The organism is Dietzia sp. DQ11-44 (genome assembly GCF_014145205.1).
Taxonomy (GTDB): domain Bacteria; phylum Actinomycetota; class Actinomycetes; order Mycobacteriales; family Mycobacteriaceae; genus Dietzia; species Dietzia natronolimnaea.
This window is the reverse complement of the sequence record NZ_JAALEC010000709.1, coordinates 1-569: the sequence shown is the minus strand read 5'-3', so window position 1 is coordinate 569 and position 569 is coordinate 1. Positions and strand designations below refer to the sequence as shown.

Sequence of the window (569 nt, the reverse complement as noted above, 5' to 3'; positions counted from 1 at the left end):
ACAGCTTGTTCAGCAGTCTCCTAGAGCCTGCTTCTACGGCCGACGCCGATCATCGCTGCGGATGGCGATGGTCGGCGCCGGTCCTCGTCGAGTGGGTTCGTAGAAGGACCCCTCGAAGGACCACGCGGTGGCCGCTCTCCGGCATCCGCAGTAGAGCCGTGGCACCGGTGCAGCCCTGCGGGTCATCCCGCTGTGGTGTGAGCCAGCCTCAGTGTGGACACCAGGCGGGCTCCCTGGCCGAGTCCCACCTTCGGGAGGTAGGCCCGTCCCACCGCGACACCGATCGCCGGTAGCGTCGCCGCATCCGGGTAGCACAGATGTAGAGGGCGGTACTCCGGGTGGAACTTGGCCTTGAACGCCAGGAGCGAGCGGAACCCGTAGACGGGTTCGAGCGTCTCCCCCACGCGGTCCAGGACACCGGTCAACGACGACGCGTCCCGGGGCGCGGGCGGGCCGTCCCCGCTCGGTTCACGTCGACCGTGCCCGAGCGGTGCCCCGGACAGGCTGAGGAACTCCAAGCCCTCCTCCTTGCCCGTGAGCGCGGCGGAGGCGATGAGGAACTCGGTCGT

Annotated in this window: 1 protein-coding gene; it reads right to left on the bottom strand. The window is 69.1% G+C overall.

Going from position 1 to position 569, the window contains the following annotated elements:
• Window positions 1-182 precede the first annotated feature (182 nt).
• A partial coding sequence (locus G6018_RS15985) for a phosphatidylglycerol lysyltransferase domain-containing protein (RefSeq protein ID WP_182640142.1) occupies window positions 183-569 on the bottom strand: 387 nt, incomplete at its 5' end.